Annotated in this window: 17 protein-coding genes and 2 pseudogenes; 10 read left to right on the forward strand and 9 right to left on the reverse strand. The window is 69.7% G+C overall.

What is annotated here, in order from left to right; all coding sequences use genetic code 11:
* Window positions 1–143 precede the first annotated feature (143 nt).
* Both AB0O11_RS37390 and AB0O11_RS37395 read right to left on the reverse strand, forming a co-directional pair.
* The gene (locus AB0O11_RS37390; RefSeq protein WP_363396457.1) at window positions 144–446 is read right to left on the reverse strand and encodes a hypothetical protein; all 303 of its coding nucleotides are present in this window, start codon (window positions 444–446) and stop codon (window positions 144–146) included.
* Between the two features lie 24 nt (window positions 447–470).
* Window positions 471–1,592 carry an IS630 family transposase gene (locus AB0O11_RS37395; protein WP_363396460.1) on the reverse strand — a complete coding sequence of 374 codons (1,122 nt, stop codon included), beginning with the start codon at window positions 1,590–1,592 and terminating at the stop codon, window positions 471–473.
* 105 nt (window positions 1,593–1,697) lie between these two features.
* Here AB0O11_RS37395 and AB0O11_RS37400 point away from each other — a divergent pair, with 105 nt between their 5' ends.
* A complete protein-coding gene (locus tag AB0O11_RS37400) occupies window positions 1,698–2,255 on the forward strand; it encodes an HNH endonuclease signature motif containing protein (protein ID WP_363396462.1) in 558 nt (185 codons plus the stop codon).
* Here AB0O11_RS37400 and AB0O11_RS37405 read toward each other — a convergent pair.
* Both AB0O11_RS37405 and AB0O11_RS37410 read right to left on the reverse strand, forming a co-directional pair.
* Window positions 2,176–2,526 (reverse strand): annotated as a pseudogene (locus AB0O11_RS37405) (hypothetical protein); the annotation flags it as partial. The gene AB0O11_RS37400 and the pseudogene AB0O11_RS37405 sit on opposite strands and share 80 nt — an antisense overlap.
* A 126-nt stretch (window positions 2,527–2,652) precedes the next feature.
* Window positions 2,653–3,123 carry a hypothetical protein gene (locus tag AB0O11_RS37410; RefSeq protein ID WP_363396465.1) on the reverse strand — a complete coding sequence of 157 codons (471 nt, stop codon included), beginning with the start codon at window positions 3,121–3,123 and terminating at the stop codon, window positions 2,653–2,655.
* Window positions 3,124–3,292: 169 nt separating this feature from the next.
* On the opposite strand from AB0O11_RS37410, the gene AB0O11_RS37415 reads away from it, so the two are divergent.
* The 5 genes and pseudogenes from AB0O11_RS37415 to AB0O11_RS37435 all read left to right on the forward strand — a co-directional run bounded on the left by AB0O11_RS37415 (window position 3,293) and on the right by AB0O11_RS37435 (window position 5,590).
* Window positions 3,293–3,859, forward strand: coding sequence for a hypothetical protein (locus AB0O11_RS37415; RefSeq protein ID WP_363396468.1), 567 nt, complete (start codon window positions 3,293–3,295; stop codon window positions 3,857–3,859).
* 138 nt (window positions 3,860–3,997) lie between these two features.
* A complete protein-coding gene (locus AB0O11_RS37420; protein ID WP_363396471.1) occupies window positions 3,998–4,483 on the forward strand; it encodes a hypothetical protein in 486 nt (161 codons plus the stop codon).
* Complete coding sequence (locus AB0O11_RS37425) at window positions 4,459–4,851, forward strand: hypothetical protein (RefSeq protein ID WP_363396473.1); 393 nt, start codon at window positions 4,459–4,461, stop codon at window positions 4,849–4,851. Before AB0O11_RS37420 ends, AB0O11_RS37425 begins: the two co-directional genes overlap by 25 nt.
* Before the next feature lie 159 nt (window positions 4,852–5,010).
* Window positions 5,011–5,192 (forward strand): annotated as a pseudogene (locus AB0O11_RS37430) (transposase); the annotation flags it as partial.
* A gap of 146 nt (window positions 5,193–5,338) precedes the next feature.
* Complete coding sequence (locus AB0O11_RS37435) at window positions 5,339–5,590, forward strand: hypothetical protein (RefSeq protein WP_363396502.1); 252 nt, start codon at window positions 5,339–5,341, stop codon at window positions 5,588–5,590.
* 331 nt (window positions 5,591–5,921) lie between these two features.
* Here AB0O11_RS37435 and AB0O11_RS37440 read toward each other — a convergent pair whose 3' ends face one another.
* Window positions 5,922–6,503, reverse strand: a complete 582-nt coding sequence (locus tag AB0O11_RS37440; protein WP_363396476.1) for a hypothetical protein — start codon at window positions 6,501–6,503, stop codon at window positions 5,922–5,924.
* Window positions 6,504–6,681: 178 nt separating this feature from the next.
* Between AB0O11_RS37440 and AB0O11_RS37445 the strand changes: the two genes are divergently transcribed.
* Window positions 6,682–7,017 carry a hypothetical protein gene (locus tag AB0O11_RS37445; protein ID WP_363396479.1) on the forward strand — a complete coding sequence of 112 codons (336 nt, stop codon included), beginning with the start codon at window positions 6,682–6,684 and terminating at the stop codon, window positions 7,015–7,017.
* 284 nt (window positions 7,018–7,301) lie between these two features.
* Window positions 7,302–8,594, forward strand: a complete 1,293-nt coding sequence (locus AB0O11_RS37450; RefSeq protein ID WP_363396482.1) for a hypothetical protein — start codon at window positions 7,302–7,304, stop codon at window positions 8,592–8,594.
* 437 nt (window positions 8,595–9,031) lie between these two features.
* Here AB0O11_RS37450 and AB0O11_RS37455 read toward each other — a convergent pair whose 3' ends face one another.
* Window positions 9,032–9,628, reverse strand: a complete 597-nt coding sequence (locus tag AB0O11_RS37455) for a helicase associated domain-containing protein (RefSeq protein ID WP_363396484.1) — start codon at window positions 9,626–9,628, stop codon at window positions 9,032–9,034.
* Between the two features lie 256 nt (window positions 9,629–9,884).
* Here AB0O11_RS37455 and AB0O11_RS37460 point away from each other — a divergent pair, with 256 nt between their 5' ends.
* Together AB0O11_RS37460 and AB0O11_RS37465 are read left to right on the forward strand one after the other, a co-directional pair.
* Complete coding sequence (locus AB0O11_RS37460; RefSeq protein WP_363396487.1) at window positions 9,885–11,918, forward strand: AAA family ATPase; 2,034 nt, start codon at window positions 9,885–9,887, stop codon at window positions 11,916–11,918.
* Between the two features lie 368 nt (window positions 11,919–12,286).
* A complete protein-coding gene (locus AB0O11_RS37465) occupies window positions 12,287–12,784 on the forward strand; it encodes a hypothetical protein (RefSeq protein WP_363396490.1) in 498 nt (165 codons plus the stop codon).
* On the opposite strand, the gene AB0O11_RS37470 is transcribed toward AB0O11_RS37465, so the two are convergent.
* The 3 genes from AB0O11_RS37470 to AB0O11_RS37480 all read right to left on the reverse strand — a co-directional run bounded on the left by AB0O11_RS37470 (window position 12,750) and on the right by AB0O11_RS37480 (window position 17,254).
* Window positions 12,750–13,574, reverse strand: a complete 825-nt coding sequence (locus AB0O11_RS37470; RefSeq protein ID WP_363396493.1) for an IS5 family transposase — start codon at window positions 13,572–13,574, stop codon at window positions 12,750–12,752. The genes AB0O11_RS37465 and AB0O11_RS37470 overlap by 35 nt on opposite strands.
* The gene (locus AB0O11_RS37475) at window positions 13,571–16,303 is read right to left on the reverse strand and encodes a helicase associated domain-containing protein (protein WP_363396496.1); all 2,733 of its coding nucleotides are present in this window, start codon (window positions 16,301–16,303) and stop codon (window positions 13,571–13,573) included. Before AB0O11_RS37475 ends, AB0O11_RS37470 begins: the two co-directional genes overlap by 4 nt.
* A gap of 111 nt (window positions 16,304–16,414) precedes the next feature.
* Complete coding sequence (locus tag AB0O11_RS37480; protein ID WP_363396499.1) at window positions 16,415–17,254, reverse strand: transposase family protein; 840 nt, start codon at window positions 17,252–17,254, stop codon at window positions 16,415–16,417.
* Between the last annotated feature and the right edge of the window lie 39 nt (window positions 17,255–17,293).

Raw genomic sequence — 17,293 nt, forward strand, 5'->3', positions numbered from 1 at the left:
ATATGACAAACGTGTCTATGTCTTCCTCGGCACGGTCACGGTCGCCGCCCTGGCCATCTGGCTCCGCTCATGATCGACCGGACAGAACCTAGTGCTCTGACCGGATAGGTTCACCGGGTTGCTGCGTTCCCGCCGATGGCGGCTCAGCGATCGGCATCGGCGAGTGGTCCGGCCTTGGTGACAACTCCGGTCCACCAATCCGGTCGATCGGTGGGCTGCCAGGAGACTTCCAGCTCTCGGTGGGTCAGCTCTTCGGCCCTGAGGTGGAGGGCAGCCTGGGCCGGCTCAGGCTCGCACGTGGGGGCGGGGTGATCGAGGTAGCCGTCGGCAATGCCGCCCGGCGCTTCGAAGTACACGGCGAACCGCCACCGGTCTGGCGTGCGGTAAAGGACGAGTGTCTTCGGAGTCCCGATCGTGTGCCAGTACGGCTTCCTTCTGCTTCCCATGGAGGAAGTATCGGCAATCGCTGATCAGGCAGCGGTAGCCAGTACCCGTCCTCCCCAGCGGATGCCTTTCTCGCTGCGGATGCGGGCCCGTTCGCGGCGCTGGGCGGTGAGGACGTCGGGGTGACGGGCGTTGGCGTTGCGCCAGCGCAGGTAGGCATGCAGCGCGCGGGTCTGGACCGTGTGGTTCGGATGGTTCGAGTTCGCCAGGGTGAACTGCCTCAGCGGTCCGAAGTGGGCCTCGATCGGGTTCGCCCAGGAGGCGTTGGTCGGGGTGAAGCAGAGATGGACGTTGTTGTTCTTCGCCCAGCGCAGGATCCTTTTGCCGTTGTGGGCGGAGAGGTTGTCCAGGATCACGTAGACCGGGGCGCCGTCCGGGCGGGCGGCCCGGATCGAGCTGAGCGCGGCCAGGGTGTTCACGGTGCCCTTGCGGCGATGGTTGACGCCCCACAGCGTGTCGCCGCCGACCGAGTAGCAACCGTGGAAGTAGGTGACGCCTTGGGTGCGCGTGTAGGTCGCCGGGAGCCGGTCAGGGCTGCCCTGTTCGGCCCAGCAGTTGCCGGCGGTGGGGCGGATGCCGAGCGGCCCGAACTCGTCGAACGCGAAGGTGCGGTCCGGGAAGCGGTCCAGGACATGCTCAATCCGGTCGAGTTTCGCGTCGTGGTCGGGGTCGGTGGACTCCTTCCAGGTCTTGGTGCGCCGGAAGGTGACGCCGCGTCGGGCCGGCAGGCATCGCAGGGCCTCACGGCCGATCCTGATCATACGGCCGTGGACCTTGCGCAGGTAGGCGAGCAGTTTGCGGATGGACCAGCGGGTGAAGGGCTGCCCGAGCTTCGTCGGGCGGGTGGTGGCCGTCTGGACGACGAAGTACTCGTCGTCAGGACTGAGATGGCGGGGACGGCCTCCCGCCCCGCGAGGGTCCAGGCAGGCCAGGCCGATCACGTTGAACCGGTGGATCACGTCCCGCACGGTGTCCTCGTCGGCCTGGACCAGCCGGGCGATGACCGGGACCCGGTTGCCGCCGGCCGAGGCCAGCAGCATCATCGCCCGCCGGTAGCGCACCGTGCTCGTGCTGCCCCGGCGCACGATCCTCTGTAACTGCTGGCCCTCCTGATCTGTCAGCCTCCGAACTCTGACCGGCTCCGCCACCACGCCTCCCCACACCGAATCGGATGTCGGTCCACATCCGACCGGTTCATGCGTCGCCACCACCAACCCGGCGAACGTATGCGGTCAGAGCACTAGGCTGTCGCCATGCCTGAAGGACGCCCTGCCATACCCGCTGAGCTCCGCCGCCAAGTCCTCGTCGAAGCCGGCCACCGCTGCGCCGTTCCCACTTGCCGCCAGCACCCCGTCGACATCGAGCACATCATCGACTGGGCGAAGGTGAAGAAGCACGAGTTCGAGAACCTCATCGCGCTGTGCCCGACCTGTCACCGACGAAAGGGGAACGGGCCCGATCAGATCGACCGCAAGGCGCTGCGCCAGTACAAGGCGAACCTCGCTGTTCTCAACAGCCGTTACAGCGGTCTGGAGCGGCGCTTGATTGAGCTCTACGCAGCCAGCTTCCGCACCGGTGCCGCCGACCCGGCCAACCCACCCGTCGTCCCGCTCAGCACCGGCTCGTGGCTGCACCTGATGTACCTCATACAGGACGGATACCTGGTCCAGGTGCAGTGGCAGGGCGCGTCCATACAGCTAGGCCCTGTCCCCACTCTGGAGGCCTACCAGCTCACCCCTGCCGGCGCGGAGCTGGTCCAGCGGTGGGCCGCGGCACAACCCCTGGATCCGCAGACCAACAACGAGGCGTAGCACACCTCGTCTGCTGCCCCTGAGCTTGTTCTTTATGGTCGCGTTCGATGATGGTTATGGGGCGTCGGACGGTTTTGCCCACGTCGTAGCGGGTGGCAGGTCGGCTGTTCTTCGAGCCGGCCGGTCTGCCGGGGCCCGGCCTGGTGGGTTTCGGTGCACGGGCCGGACGGAGCATGGCGGGGCGGATGTTCCTGAACCCCCGGCGGACCCGGGCCGGGGTGAGCCTGTTCGGTTCGGCCGGTTTCTCCCAGGGCCAGCGGATGTCCTCGGCGAGAGGACATCGGAATGCGGCTTCGGGCGTCATCGTGGTGCGGTCGCTGTCTTCCTGGAAGGGCAGGAGACGGGACCGGTCGTTGCCGGGGCTGTCGGACGGGCCCGCCGACTCGTCGTCGCCGCCCTACGCCAAGCCCCCGAATCCCGACCTACGGGGCGGTGCGCCGCGGCGGCGGGCTCGGGCGGCCTGCTGAATCTCGGCCTCGGCCAGGCGTCGGCGGCCGGCGGCGAGGTTCTGGCGGACCTGTTCCTCGACGGCGGTGAACACGCGGTAGTAGGTGCGGTCGTACGCCTCGATCAGCTGGTAGGTCCACATGCCCGAAACGACGTCCCGGCCCAGGAGCTCCCGATCGACCAGGCCAGCCTGCTCCTCGTGCCCGGCCTGGCGCAGCATCCGCACCGCCTCGGCGAGCATCCGGTCGACGCCGCCGGTCATGTGGTGCACCGCGTACAGGTGGCCACGGGCCCGCTCGGTGTACTCCAGCGCCTTCACCGGCATCCCCAGCGCCTCGACGGTCGCGTCGTCCACCCCGGGCGGCCGACGGTGCGCCTCGTCCGGCTCTGCGGACGGGTGGCCTCGCTGATGCCGCCACATCCGTCGCGACGGCGCGGTGGTTTCGGGATGTGTCCGCGCTCCCAGGCGCTGGCGCCGGAGGCGAGGACGGTATTTCCCCAAAAAGGGGCTGAAACGCAGCGTCAGAAACCATAGAGTCACTGCCAGTTGATCCGCATACGGCACGTCCGGACACAGTCAGGATGGTGAAATGACCAGGTTCACGACCAGGTTCGCCAAGGGGGCCGCGATCGCGGCCGCAGCGGTCGCGCTGGCGACCTCCTCTCCGACGGCGGCCCAAGCCCACGCCCCGTCCGACCTCACCCCTGCCACGGCGAGCGCCAGCGCGCCCGCCAGCCCCGCCCTCGCAGGATCCATACCTCCCTGCACAGCCCACAACCCGGACAACAACAACGGCGTCTACTGGTGGGCCACCAGCACCATCGAGTCGGGCGCGGCCTGGTGCAGCTACAGCTACAAGTACGAGCTCGCCATGCAGACGGACGGCAACCTCGTGCTGTACAACAGGTGGAGCGGCGCGCCGATCTGGGCCAGCAACACGTACAACCACCCGGGCGCGAAGGCGCGGATGCAGGACGACGGGAACTTCGTCGTCTACGACACCAACGGTGCCGCCCTGTGGTCCACGGGCACCTGGTGGGTCGGCTCCAACTCGTGCTTCGCGTTCCAGAGCGACGGCAACCTGGTCCTTTACAAGGGTGACAGCAACAGGTGTAACGCCACCCCGGTATGGGCCAGCGGCACCTACGGCCGCTGACCTCCCTCCCCCCCCCCGGTAGGGCAGAGGGATCTGCCCCACCGCGGTACCTGAACGCGACGAAGCCGAGGGGCCTCATACCGGAACAGGTCGTACTCGAAGCCACCCGGGGATGCCCACTGGGCGTTGCCAGGCTCGGTGGACGACCTGCCGCTGCCCGCGCAGCGGGAGCGGCTGCGCAAGGCCCGCGAGTACACCCAGGACGAACTGGCCGCGGCGCTGAAGACCCGACGGGAGACCACCGTGCGGTGCGAGGCCGGGACGACCGAGCCCCGCCCGCCCAAGCACGAGGTGTACATCCGGTTCCTCGCGACGCTGGCGCTCCAGCACGGCACCGTGGAACCCACCAAGTGGCTGCGCCGCGCGCAAGCCGCCGGCCTTGCGCGCCTGGCCGACCAGACCGCGACCGACCCGGTCCAGGACCCCGCGCCCACCGAGACCGCAGCCGGCGCCCGGAGCCGCTCACTGTGCCGGTGTGCGCGGAGCCTGGTGACCGGTGTGGTCGATGCCCCGCCGTGGTCCACGGGCGCGGGGGATGATGGGCCGGGGCCTGGCACAGGGAGGTGTGCCGGGGCGGGGGATGGGGCAGGGGGCGTCGCGTGGAGATCACAGCGGGTGGGCTGATGGGCGGGGCGTGGCCGGAGCTGATGCCGGGCCAGTGCCCGGTGCTCGTGGTGCCCGCCGCCGTGGGGCGTCCGGTGACGGCAGGGGAGGGCTGGGCCCGCGACGCGGGCGTCCTGGAACGCGATCCGGCACCGGGCTGGTCCGCGATCGCGGCTGCACCAGGCCTGACGGTACGCCGGCCCGACGGCGGGGCCTGGTTCGACGGACAGGTCACCGCCGGGCGCGAATGGTGGCGGGCGCTGCGCGCGCACGAAGTCCTGCTGCTGGTGACCGGACCGTTCACCGGCGTCTTCGATTTCCGCCCCGCCGCCGCAGCCGGGAACCTCGCCCTGCTGGCCGTACGGGCCCGTTCCGCCACCCGCCCCTGACCCACCCCGGCCCCGCACGGTGGCATGCCGGCCCGGCGGGCCCGGGGCCACCGGCGTCCGCAGCCGGACGCGGCGCGCGGGCGTCCAGACGACCGTCAGGCCGTCTCTGCCGGGCCTGCCCGCCGCGTTCCTCCGACGCGGTGGGCACGGGCGGGCCAAGCCGGGCTGATCGAATCGCAGTCCGTCCGCACCGCCGACACCGTGCCCGCCGCGACCAGAGGCTTCGATGCCGGCAAGAGGGTCAGGGCCGCAAGCGGTTCCTGGTCACCGACACCCTCGGTCTGCTGGTCGCGGTCCAGGTGGTCGCCGTGAGCGTCCAGGACCGCGACGGCGCCCGCCGCCCCCGGGCTGCGACCGCCGCGAGGACGAGTACGACTGGAAGCCCGGCGCCGGCGACGGCACCGAGCGCTGCCACGACTGCCGCAAGGAAGCCGACGACACCCGCGAGCACAACGCCCTGCTCGCCGCCCGCCGGGCGAACGCCGCCATGCACCCCTGCCACACCTGCCAGGGCTCCATTGGAGGCAAACCGGACTCGATCGCCGAACTGCACAAGCCGGCCGACCCGTGCCGCCTGGAATGCCCCGACCGCGACTACAACCGCCACGCCAACGGCCGCCCGCCGATCATCCTTGCCCTGCCCACCAACCGCGACCGCAGCCGCGCCGCCGCCGGCAGGCTCGACGACCCGTACTGGCACATCCGCCTGCACCACGCGAAGGAGTACCCCAACCGTTGACCAGGCCCCATGGGACGGCAGCGACCGAAGCGACCGGCACCGAAGGTGGTGCGCGCCACGAGCAATGGGATGCAGCGCGCACCGCCCACCCGATCCTGCCAGAGCCCCGCAACCCGGCTCCGCGGCAGACCGGCCGGCACACCACCGCGCCCGCCAAGCACACACCGATGAAGCGAATTTCCACCCAGGACGAGCAAATCAACGGCGCCTCGGTGCGGTCGTCGGGGCGCTGCGCCCATGCTCTGGCCACCGTTCGTCCGCGGGCCGGTTCCGGTATTCGCCGCCAGGCTGACCAGGATGTTTGTTTGGCACGGACTGGAGGTCAGTTGAGTCACTGGTCGAAGAGAAAGCCGACGGCGGAACGCGTGAGTCCTGCTTGAACGGTTGCCGACAGGCCGCCACCTGCCCGGTCGATCCGGATCGGCGTGGTGTCCCACCACATCACCCCGTCGGGAGAGGCAGCCATGCCGGGGAAGCGCAGGTCGCCGACGATCCACACGATGCCGTGCCCGTCCGTCATCGCGTTCCAGGTTCGGGATGACGCACCTGAATGCCGCAGCGACGCTTCCGTCCGGGGCCAGGAGCAGCAGCGCTTGCTCGCCTGCCCCAACATGCTCTCCGCCCGGCACGGCCACACCTGCCACGGGTTGTTCAGCAGAATCTTGCGCCGCGCCGCGCCGCGCCGCGCCGCGCCGCGCCGCGCCGCGCCGCGCCGCGCCGCGCCGCGCCGCGCCGCGCCGCGCCGCGCCGCTGGCCGACGCCGCGCAAGCGGCTTGACCACAGCCCAGAACACGTCCACGAGCGCCCCGACGGCTGCTCCGAAGCCTGCCCCGTATACGGCGCTCACCGGGAACTCAACACCTGAACCTAGAAACGGAAAGATCACCGCGAAGGCCCCGCCGAAGAACAGCACGAAGTTCCCGCCACCGTGGCGAAGCGCGGCTGGCTGTGTAGGTGAAAACGGGCTCTGGCACGAGTTGTGTGGTCGGTAGCAGCGAGTAGCGACGCTCGCGGCTGCGGTGGAGGTAGCGGTCCGCTGTAGGAGAGGTTTGCTCGGGTCGGTCGAGTCGGGAGCGCTGTACGATCGGCCGATGAGTGAGGACTATCCGTTCGAGGACGGCCGCAACCTTGCATGGGAGCTGGAAGGATTCGGCCCCGACGGGTGGCTCTGCTCGTCCGTCACGGTGACGCGAGAGCAGTTCCTGCGGGTGAGGGGCCTGTTCGATCTCGGCGATGACGAATGGATGATGGCCGGTGGGTACCCGGTTCCCGTCGAGGCCCAGGGCCCGCTACGGGCAGTCGTCGAGACGGCGCTGTTCGAGGAGAGGGTGGACTACTTCCTCGGAGCTCGCCAGGACCTCCCCTCGGGGCTCTGGCCCCCCACCGGGGTCTGTGGGCCGTTCCCGGGCCCGATTCCTCCGCCGTAGAGCCAGCGCCCGTCGTGACGGCTCCACAAAACTCGCGCCAGAGCCTGAAAACGGAGAGCGGGTGTCGGCGAGTTCTGGCATCGATTCTTGTTCGAGGCGTCAGGAGATGTCGGCGAGAACCGAGAGCACCTGGAAGGCTGTGTCGGTGTGTCGGAGGCCGACGGCATGAGCCAGCCGGGCGAAGGCCGTTGCTGCGGCTCGGTTAGCGTGGACGCATGGTCCATCTCAAGCAGCCACAGTTGTCCGGGCTGGGGCAGAACCCAGCCGCATCGCTGGATGTCTTGGTGCGTCTGGCCACGCATGAGGCGGGCCGGCACGGGCTGACGTTGCGCAGGGGGCAGGTGCCGGATGCGGTGGTCGAGGCCCTGCTGACGCACGGCGGCAGGGATTCTGCAGTGCTCCTGCACGGGCATCGGATCTCCACGGCGATGCGCCGCCGGATCGCCGAGCACCCGGATCCGGCGATCCGCGACGCCCATGCGGACTTCGTCCGGACCATGGTGGAACGTGGGGTGCCGATGGGCATCGAGGATCTGATCGATGCCTACGGGCGGCCGCCTGCGGAACTTGCCGCCGCCTCGGACCCCAAGCTGCGCGCGATGGTCGCGGAGACCTGGCGGGACCGGCCGATAGCCGTGCAGCTGCGGCTGCTCACCGATCCGGATCCCGGGGTGCGTGCCGCGGCCACCAAGGCCGAGCACCCCGGTGTCCCTCCGGAGTACTACGAGCACTGCCTCGCTGATCCGGCCGTCCGGGCCAACGCCGCGTGTCGTGTCCCGCTGACGCCCGACCAGTTCGACCGGCTGCTGGCGACCGGGGACGAGACGGTGCTGCATGCGGTGGCCGGCAACCCACACCTGACCGCCGACATGGTGGCACGCCTGCAGGACAGCGCGGATCCGTCCGTGCGCGTCGCGGTAGCCTACAGCCGCCACGTCACCCCCGAGACCCGGAACCGGCTGCTCGCACTGGTGGAGGCCGAAGACGCGGCCGGCAGCGACGAGGCCGCTCTCGCCCTCCACTGGACGCCCTACCAGCCGAGCTGGCTGCGGGACGCGCCGCTCGCCGAACGGCTGACCTACCTCGACTGCCCGCACACGGTGTTCCGACAGATCCTGGCCACCGGCCGGGACCTACCGGAGGAAGCCTGGCAGAGGCTGGACAACGACCCGGACGTGTCCGTCCGCCGCGCCGCCGCCCACCGACCCGACACACCGCCGCAGTTCCTGCTGCGGCTGATCCGCGCCCACGGCGAGGCAGCCCACACCCGACCGCTCCTGGTGGACCACCCCAACTTCCCACGCCAAGCGCTGCGCGACTTCGTGGACGAGCCGAACCCACGGCTGCGCCTCCTTGCTCTGAAAGACCCCGAGCTGCCCGTTGCGGAGCTGCGGCGCCTCGCGGCCTCCCAGGAATCGTACCTACGAGGCGGGGCGGCACGGCACCCCAACGTCACCACGGACCTGCTGGAGCGGCTGCTGGTGGACCCGGAGCCAACGGTCGCCGAGAACGCGGCGGCCAACCCCGCGCTGTCGCGGGCAGGGATGGACCGCATCCTTGCCGAGGCCGGCCTCTGACGGCCGCCCAGGGGGCACGCCTCGGGCGGCCGGACAGCGGGGTAGCCCCCAGGACCCGGCCGTTGGTTCAGCAGACGCACACGCCGCCGACCTGCAGCCCAGGCCACACGGACTCCAGGGCCTTCTTCACCGTCAGGAAGCCAACCCCGTACTTACGCTGCAGGGCACGCTACGACAGGCCGGCGCGCGAGCCACGACGGATCGCCGCGTACAGATCGGCCTTGGACTTCCGCAGTACCCGGGCCCCCTCGTCGTGCAGAGCACAACTGTGGTCCCGAAGCAAGCACCTGAGTGCTCTCGGAACTCGCCGACATCACTCTTCCGTGGCACTGGGTGGTCTCGCCGCTGAGCAACAGGTGCTCTCACTACTCATCTACAAAGCCAGCCACCCGCAGGTGACGGCCCCCAGCACTCTCCCCGGCAGCCCACCTCCGGCCCTACGCCCACTCGACGCCGTGCTCGGCGAGCTGCGCGAGCTGGCCCGGCGTCAGCTTGGCGCGCCGGGCCTTCTGGTTGTTGAGCCAGGTGCCCAGCGCGAAGTGCGTCACCACCACCTGCTCCTCGCCTCCGGGGCTGGCCTCCACGGTCTCCAGCGGCTCCTTGTGTGGGCGGGGAACCCGGGGATGCCGCTCCCGCTCCACGAACTGCGCCAACGCCGCCAGGCCCTGGGCGAACCGGTCAGTGCGGGACACCTTCGGTTTTGCCGCGGCCGCCTGCTTCGCGGCCACCAGCTCCTGGTCGGCCTCGATGCCGATCGCCGTCAGCAGGTCCTGCTGGTCCTCTTCCAGGCCGGGCCAGCCGGCCCGTTGGGCATGGACCCACCGGCCGAGTTGCTCGCCCTCGTAGACGGTGTCCGCGGGCAGCCGGGTCCAGTCGACCAGGCCGTCGGTGTCCAGCCACCACAGCCGGGCGGTCGCGTAGGCGCGCTGCCAGGTGATGGGCCAGGTGGGGCACCACCAGGGGTCGATCTCCTCCAACGCCCGTCGCCTCTCCGCAGCGAGCGCTGTCGCCGCCCGGTTTTTCTGCGTAGGCATCTCGTCACTAGCTGTGGATTTCGCAGTTTGGATGGTTGGCAGCTGATGGGGCGCGCAGGTTGGTGGGCGGGTCGCTCAGTTCTTCTGGGTAGGTTGCTGTTCGTTGACCTCTGGGTTCGCCGTCCGACCACGGGGGTGCGCAGGTTGTTTGGCTGACGTGCAGGTTGGCTGGGTGGCTATGGGGTCTGGGGCGTTCCGGTGCGTGGGGGAGGCGGATCTGAGAAGATCGCGACTCTGACTTTGGGGGCGGCGAGCGGTGAAGATTTCGAGGGTCGATGCACGAGACTTCCTGTCGTTCGGTGATCTGCGTCTGCTGGTGAGGCCGGATTTGACGGTGGTGACAGGACCGAACGGCGCTGGGAAGTCCAACTTGGGGCAGGCCGTCGATGTGGTCTGCACCCTGCTCGGCTCCTACACGGGTGTGCCCGACAACGGTCGCCTGGGTCTCTTCGCTCAGGCAGGGCGATTCGGATCCGAGAGGTTCGAGATCGCTCTCGGGATCGAGTTGGACCAACCGTGGGAACGCGACTTGGTCGTGGCGTTTTTGCGAACTGCCTACATCTGTTCTCCGCCCACCGGTAGATCCACCTCCCGTACGCGGGAGGACACGGCGGTGCGCCTGTTCGACGCTCAGTCGGCAGCGTTCCTGTACTCGGGGACCCTCCGTGTTCGCTACGACGCAAGACGGTCCGCTCCATGGTCAGCCGTCTGGGAATGCGGGGAGGACGGTGCGGCCTGGTGTGTCGGTCTCGTGGGCCCCCAGCAAGGACAGCTGTTCCCGGGCACCGTAGACGGGCAGAAGCCCGTCAAGCAGCACCTGAGTCTGTTCGCGGGGTTCGAGGAGTTTGAGAGCCTGGAAAGCACAGAGCCGGACGCACACAAGGCGGGATCGGACCGCGACGAGGTCCCTGCGATACCAGCGGGGGCTGACCAGCCCCGTGACCCCGTTGACTTGCGCGCGCGGCTCATCAGCCTCGAATGCTCGGTCACCCTCGGGGTGGGGCCTGCGCAGGCAGGCAATGAACCCCGGCCGGCGCCGGTCCTCGCCCTCGCCCGCGCCCTGCACATAGACAAGCCGGATCAAGCGACCTACGACTTCACCGCCGTCATGGCGACGATCCTGCGCAAGGGCATCCTCCTGACGAACAATCGGCGCCTGCCCCTGGCACGGCGCTTCCCCTCCGATCGGCTCCACGAACCTCAGGACCTTCGCGATGGAAGCGCGGTCGCCGCTGAACTGTTCCGGCTTAGGAATGGGGAACGCCAGCTACGCGAGCGGTATACACAAGTCCAGGACGATTTCCGCGCCATGACCGGCCGTACCTTCGATCTTCAGGCGAGCCCCGACCCCCAGGACGCCTCCGCATGGCTGATCGACATTCAGGTCATCGAGGACGGCCACGAGGTGCCGGCCGCCTTCGCAGGCGCCGGCATCCAAGAAGCCCTTCTGCTCTGCCTTCTCCTCATCGACGAGCCCGGCCGGGTCACCGTTCTCGACGAACCCGCCGTCAACCTGGAGCCCACCATCCAACGGCGCCTCATCCGGAATCTGAGTACTCGGGGCCAGCACATCGTCATCACTCACAGTGCAGACCTTGTCCCCGTCACCAGCTCAGCCGCCCTGTCGGCTATCGTCCGCTTCGCCCCCAGCGCTGGCGGAACGCGAGCGCTGCGCCTGGATGACACCGTCACACCGCAATGCGACCGCTTGATGCAGATCCTGGGGGCGGCTGACGTACGAGGGCTGCTGTTCGCCAAGGGCGTCGTGCTGTGTGAGGGCGCCACCGAGGTCGGAGCTCTCGGGCACTGGTGGAACAACCTCGGCGACGAGACGTTGCCTGGACCCGAGGCCTCCAACATCGCATTGATCGATGTCAGTGGTGACGCAGCCTTCGGCAGTTACATCAGCTACCTCGAAGCATTCGGGATCCCATGGGCAGTTATTGCCGACGGTCCAGCCCTGCAACCGACCAGCAACCTAGCGAAGCAACTGCGCAAGGCGAAACTGCTTGCCGCGGATGAGCCATCGTCTGGGGATGGCTTTGACGCCTGTCGTAGGGCCTGGCGCGCCGCCGGAGTCTTCTCTTTCGCGGACCAGTTTGGCAACGGTCAGGACAAAGCGGGAGAGTTCGAGGCGTATCTCGAACGGCTCGATGCAGCCCTGCTAGCCAAGACCCAGAGGGAGTTGAACGGCAGTAAGCCGCGCGTAGGAGCTGCTTTTGCGGCGACCCATCCGAACATCCCGGCCGAGGTCATCGAGGTGTACAGGGAGATCCGGGCCCGTATCTGAACCTCGCCCTTTCGCCGCCAGACTCAGACCTATGGCGTGGGTCGTATGCCGATGGTGGTGAGGAGGTGTTGTTGTTGGGGGTGGAGGTGGTGCCAGTTCGCGATCTGTCGTGTCGCCCAGTGCTGGAGTTGATCGGGCCGGTCGGCGCGGGTCCCGGCGAGGCGGGTGTGGTGCCAGATGCGTTGCCAGCGGATGGGCCAGGGTGGACTCCACCAGGGGTCGATCGCGTCCAGGGTCTGCTGGGCTTGGGGTGAGAAGCCATCCGCAATCCGCTTGCGGCGTATGACTTTTCGCTGTTCAGGCATGGTGCGTGGGGTTGAGCGGCAGGGTTTCGGCGTCGGGTTGTCGAGGTCGGAACGGAGTGTGTGATGCCGCCGTCGCCGCTGGGGTTGCTGGAGGAGCGTCGGGAGGCTGCCTGGGCGCGGGTGGAGGATCTGGAGGCCGAGTTGGAGCGCCTTGAGGGTGAGCTGAAGTCGGCGAGGGCGGTGTTGGAGCGTCGGGTGGTGGCGGTGGAGGAACTGGCTGAGGCGCTTACCCCGGCCGAGGATGCCTCGGGTCCGGCGGCGGCGGGGGTGCGGGTGCCGCCGAAGGGAGCGGTGGTGCCGGTGTGGCGGGAGGGTCTGGATCCGGTGGACGCGCTGGCGCTGGACTACCGGCGGCTGGTGGAGGCGGTGGAGTTGGGCGGGCGGGGCGGTGTGGGTCTGACCATGCGGGAGGTGGCGGTCGCGGTCGGTCGGGAGCCGGTCAGCGCGGTGACGGAGAACCTGCGGCAGAAGGCGAGGCGGCTGGTGGAGCGGGGCTGGCTGGAGGTCGACGGGTCCGGGAGCCGGTTCATGCCGCGGCGGCGGCCCCAGGCCGCAGGGTGACGGCCTGGGCCCGGCGGTGGCGGGCGAGACGGCGGCTCATGATCATGGTCATGGACCACAGGATCATGGCCTGGGCGCTGTCAGTACGGGTCTCGTAGTCGCGGGCGAGGCGGCGTGAGCGCATGAGCCAGCCGAACGTCCTCTCCGCTACCCAGCGGCGCGGGACGACGCGGAACCCGGACAGGTCGTCGGTGCGTTTGACGATCTCCACGACCAGGGCGAGCTTGGTCTTCGCCCAGGTGACGAGGTCGCCGGTGTAGCCGCTGTCGGCCCAGATCCTCTGCAGGAGGCGGCACTTGGCCTTCAGCGCGGGGAGCATGTCGGCGGCGGTGGCGCGGTCGCCGGCGTCGGCGGGCGTGACCAGGATCATCAGGAGCAGGCCGAGGGTGTCGACGACCAGGTGCCGCTTTCGGCCGTTGATGTTCTTCGCGCCGTCGTAGCCGCGCGTCGCACTGTGCACGTTGGCGGCGGCTTTGACCGACTGGGAGTCGATGATCGCCGCGGTCGGCTCGGGGCCCCGGCCCTGCGCGGTGCGGACGGCGGCGCGCATCCGGTCGTGGAACTCGCTCAGCAGGCCGGTGTCGCGCCAGCGGGTGAAGAAGGCGTGGACCCGCTTGTGCGGCGGGAAGTCGGCGGGCAGCGCGGCCCATTTGACGCCGTTGTCGACGAGGTAGCGGATAGCGTCGAGTATCTGGCGGTGGCAGTAGCCCTCCGGCCGCCCGCCCCGGCCGCTCATCCACGCCGGCACCGGCAGCAGGTCCCGCACCGCCGCCCACTCGGCGTCGGTCATGTCGCTGTTGTAGCGTCGAACACGCTCGCCATGGTCGCCCGCGTTGCCGTACCGGTGCGCGAAACAGTCACACCTTGGGGGTACCGAGTTGCCGCCGACCACGGCGACGGCGTACAAAAGCGACAACAGGGCCTCCTCGCAGTTTTTCGGTCTCGACAACCTCCAAACTGCACAGGGGCCCTGTCTTCATGCGGCGACAACACCGAGATCACCCGATTTGGGAACCCGAGAACACTCGTGCGAATCCCAAGTCCGGTGACGGGTTTGCGGATCGCTTCTGAGAGGCGGCCTTGGCGGGCGTGGACGCGTTGCTGGCCGAGCCAGCGGCCGAGGGGGAAACCGTTGTGCTCGGTGGTCTTGCTGGGGACGAGGTGGCCGTGTTCGGCGGCGTAGGCGCGGGCGTGCTCCAGGCCGGGGCTGAGCTTGACCGCCCGTACCGGCCGGGGGCCCGGGTGGGCGGGGGTGACGCCGATGGCGGCCAGGAGTTGCTGCTGCTGGGGGTGCAGGCCGGTCCAAGCACGTTGCTGGTCCAGGGCCCAGGCCTCGACGAGCCGGGGGAGGGGCCGGCCCTGGGCGTGGGCGGTGCGGGCCTGCTGGTAGGTGCGCTGCCATCGGAACGGCCAGGGCGGGTTCCACCGCCAGTCGAGGTCGGCGAGTTCCTGGTGCAGCGGGGTGATGTAGGTCCTGCGGCCGGCTCGGGCACGCTGGTCGTTGAGCCATGCGCCGAGTGGGAAGCCGTCGTGCGGTTCGTCGCGGTGGAGGGCGAGGTGGCCGTGGGCGGCGGTGTAGGCGCGGGCATGGCTGAGGGCAGTGTCGGTCACAGGATGGTGCGGTCGGGTGGTGGGGGCCTTCGTCCAGGTGCGGGCCTGTTCTTCGGCGATCCCGATGTCCGCCAGTAGCTTGCGCTGTTCGGGCAGCAGGCTGTCGTAGTCGGCGCATTGCTGTTCCAGCCACGTCCGCAGCGGCTCGTCGATCTCGGTGAAGTCGTCATCCGCGCGCAACTGGCCGACGGCGAGACGGATGCGTGCCTGCTGCCAGTGGTGCTGCCAGGTGATCGACCAGGGCGGGTTCCACCACGGGTCGAGCTCGGACAGCACCGCCGTGCTCCGCGCGGGGCGACCGGTCAGCCGCATCTGGGCGGTCGCTGCGGCCCGGTGCTGGCTGAGCCATCGCCCGAGCGGGAACCCGTGATGGGTGTGGCCGTACAGCAGCGCCAGATGCCCGTGCTCCGCGGCGTAGGAGCGGGCGTAGGGCAGGCCCGTGGGGAAGTCGGTCGTCGTCCCGTCGTAGCGCTGCTGCGCCGCGGCCGCGTCATCGGCGGTGATGCCGATAGCAGTGAGCAACTCGCGCTGCTGTGGGTGGAGTTCCCGGTACGCCGCGCACTGGGTGTACAGCCACATGGCGCTCTGGTCGGTGGTTCCCGGGAAGCCGGCACGGGCGTCCAGGACAAGGCCGGCCGCCGATGCCTGCGTGCGGACCTCGTGGTAGCGGCGTTGCCAGGGGATGCCCCAGGGCGGGTTCCACCACGGGTCGATAGTGGAAAGGGCGTGTGCGTTGGGTGAGGGTTCGGTGGTGCGGCGGTTCCTCTGCCGGTGTCCTGCCAGCCAGATGCCCAGCGGGAAGTCGCCCTGCCGTCCGCCTGCGGGTACGCACAGGTGGCCGTGTTCGGCGGCGTAGGCGCGGGCGTGTTCCAGGCCGGTCTCGAAGTTGGCTTGGAGTTTGCGGCGGCGGGGTCTGGCCGCGCGAGCGCCGTCGCGGGTGATGCCGATGTCGGCCAGCAGACGCTGCTGCTGTGGATGGAGCCGGTCGAACTGCCGGCATTGGGCGTGCAGCCATTCCCCGAGGCTGATGGGGGTGTTCGGGAACCCGGCTTCGGGGCGTAGCCCTCGGGTCCGGGCGATGTCGCGTGCCCGGTAGTAGGTGCGTTGCCAGCTGACGGGCCATGGCGCGTTCCACCAGGGGTCGAGCGCTTCGAGCTGCTGGGCGTGCGCCAGCGGCATGGTGGTGCGGTTGCGCTGGTTGCTCAGGAAGGTGCCCAGGGGGTGGCCGTCGGGGGTGCGGCCCGCCTTGGGCACGGCGAGGTGGCCGTGCCGGGCCGCGTAGGATCGGGCCTGTTCCATCCCTGCGGCGAAGGCACGGTCCACCGGACCTTGCCCAGGCACGAGCCCGGATACCTCATGGGCATCCGCGTCCGTCGCAGCGTCCTGATAGGCCTTAAGCGCCTGCCCGAGCGGTAGCGGCTGGTGAGCAGAATGGCTCTTCCACATCAGCCCGCAGCCGTCCGTGTCGCCCCGGCTCTTCACACAGCCACGCAGCCACGCGAACAAAGGACCGGCGGCCTCGGAGGCGATCTCCTCGCCCAGCCACGGCCTCCCCAGGACCCGGACCAACTCCGCGACCAGATACGAGGCGTCCGCCAGCACATGCGGCAGGTGCCCTCCGACATCCTGCAGAACCCGCCGTTGCACATACGGGTCGGTGAGGACCGACGCCACCGCCACCGCCTCCGGGTAGACGACAGCGTCGCGGGTGGCGATGCGCCACCACCCCGGGTCAGCCCCCACCGGTGTGAGCGCCTCCCCGCGCCGCGGCCACGTCTCCTCACGCGGCCACTGCTGTGCCCACCACGACGTGACGGCGGCCCGCGCGATGACGAACGCCCGCTCGGCATGCGGGCGGTTGCGCAGGAGCCGCCCATGCCGTCGCTGCGCCACCACGACCTCCCGCACCCCGGCAATGAGTGGTGTGCATCGTGAAGTGGCAGGTCACGGGCCTGGTGTGCGTCGGCGTCGGGGTGCTCACGCTGGTTGCGGGCGGATGACTTCGGTGAAGATCGTCGGTCAGCGGGCGACTTCCCGGTTCGTCAGGACCAGCAGGGCCCGCACCAGCGCGGTCGCCCACTTCGGGTCGGTGCGGACCTTGCCGAGCACGCGCCAGTTCTTCAGGTGCGCGAAGCCGTGCTCGGCCGGGGCCCGGACCGCGGCCAGCGCCTTGTTGGACAGCTTCTGCCCCCGGGTAAGGGGCCGGTTGCGGGCCGCCTTGTAGCCGGTGATCACCGCCGGGTCGGCGTCCGGGCCGCTGTCGTCGAGACCGACGAAGCCCAGATCGGCGATCGCGCCGAGGCCGGCCGCGCGCAGATGGGCAGTCAGTTTGTCGTGGCGGCACGCGGTGATCTCCGAGGTGCGTCCGGGCCGGACCGCGCTCACCCAGACCAGGCGGCCCTTGTCATCGGTGAGCGCGATCACGAGCAGGCCGTGGCATTTGTGCTTGCCGGAGTAGTTCTTCCGGTTCTCGGTCCCGGTGCGGCGGCGGGTGCGTATCAGAGAACCGTCCAGCAGGACCACCCCGCCACCCGATCGGGCGATCTTCTTGAGTGCGCGGTCCAGGCGCGGGGCGCGGGCGGCCAGCAGGCCGACGACCTCGCGCACCCACCGGGTGACGGTGGTGCGGTGCACCCCGTTCCCGCCGGCCAGGTCGCCGGGCCGCTGGTCACAGCGCAGCACGGCCAGCACGATGCCGGCGATCCTCCCTGCCGACAGGGCCCGCCACCGCGATCCGATCTTCTTGCAGTGGCCGCGTATCAGGTCGGCGAGCCAGTTCAAGGTGGCACTCGACAGCGGCAGACGGGCGGTGTAGACAAGACCGTCGGGGCTCTCGGCGAGACTGTTGTTTTTCTTCACACCAAACTCAACTGCCGCCGAGGGCCCTCCGGTTACGCC

It is taken from the genome of Kitasatospora sp. NPDC093102 (assembly GCF_040683915.1).
Taxonomy (GTDB): Bacteria; Actinomycetota; Actinomycetes; order Streptomycetales; family Streptomycetaceae; genus Kitasatospora.

Excerpts from the sequence above, each read along its gene's own strand:
- AB0O11_RS37400 (WP_363396462.1), top strand. The coding sequence starts at position 1,698 with ATGCCTGAAGGACGCCCTGCCATACCCGCTGAGCTCCGCCGCCAAGTC.
- AB0O11_RS37415 (WP_363396468.1), top strand. The coding sequence starts at position 3,293 with ATGACCAGGTTCACGACCAGGTTCGCCAAGGGGGCCGCGATCGCGGCC.
- AB0O11_RS37445 (WP_363396479.1), top strand. The coding sequence starts at position 6,682 with ATGAGTGAGGACTATCCGTTCGAGGACGGCCGCAACCTTGCATGGGAG.
- AB0O11_RS37470 (WP_363396493.1), bottom strand. The coding sequence starts at position 13,574 with ATGACCGACGCCGAGTGGGCGGCGGTGCGGGACCTGCTGCCGGTGCCG.
- AB0O11_RS37410 (WP_363396465.1), bottom strand. The coding sequence starts at position 3,123 with ATGTGGCGGCATCAGCGAGGCCACCCGTCCGCAGAGCCGGACGAGGCG.
- AB0O11_RS37435 (WP_363396502.1), top strand. The coding sequence starts at position 5,339 with ATGCACCCCTGCCACACCTGCCAGGGCTCCATTGGAGGCAAACCGGAC.
- AB0O11_RS37455 (WP_363396484.1), bottom strand. The coding sequence starts at position 9,628 with ATGCCTACGCAGAAAAACCGGGCGGCGACAGCGCTCGCTGCGGAGAGG.
- AB0O11_RS37465 (WP_363396490.1), top strand. The coding sequence starts at position 12,287 with ATGCCGCCGTCGCCGCTGGGGTTGCTGGAGGAGCGTCGGGAGGCTGCC.
- AB0O11_RS37390 (WP_363396457.1), bottom strand. The coding sequence starts at position 446 with ATGGGAAGCAGAAGGAAGCCGTACTGGCACACGATCGGGACTCCGAAG.